Origin of the sequence: Vibrio sp. 10N.222.49.C9 (assembly GCF_041474985.1) — a bacterium.
Classification (GTDB): Bacteria; Pseudomonadota; Gammaproteobacteria; order Enterobacterales; family Vibrionaceae; genus Vibrio; species Vibrio crassostreae_C.
Genome location: NZ_JBFRVD010000378.1, coordinates 1 through 414 on the forward strand (window position 1 = coordinate 1; position 414 = coordinate 414).

Consider the following 414-nt stretch of genomic DNA (forward strand, 5'->3'; position numbering starts at 1 on the left):
GATCTAAATAACGCAGAGCGCTTTATTAACGCGGCAGGTTCTGCTGCGGTTTATGTAAATGCGTCCACGCGCTTTACCGATGGTGCTCAGTTTGGTCTTGGCGCTGAGGTGGCGGTTTCTACACAAAAACTGCACGCTCGTGGCCCTATGGGTTTAGAGGAGCTCACCAGCTATAAATGGGTTGGGAAGGGTAACTACTTACCAAGACCATAATTAGCTCCTGCGGGTAACGGCCTGAAAACCAAGATGATTCAGGTTATTAAGATTTTGACATAAAAAGTAATGAGGGCTCTATCACAGAGCCCTTTTTTGATGCCTAGGCATAGAGCTTCACCCTCGAATCAAATCACTAAATCCGTTACACTAATCAGATCAAATTGCATTGTTAATAATACTCACTAGTAATATCAGCAT

General features: G+C 44.0%; 1 pseudogene. It reads left to right on the plus strand.

The features are described 5' to 3' along the window. Window positions 1-213, plus strand: a pseudogene (locus AB4585_RS23590) (gamma-glutamyl-phosphate reductase); the annotation flags it as partial. Between the last annotated feature and the right edge of the window lie 201 nt (window positions 214-414).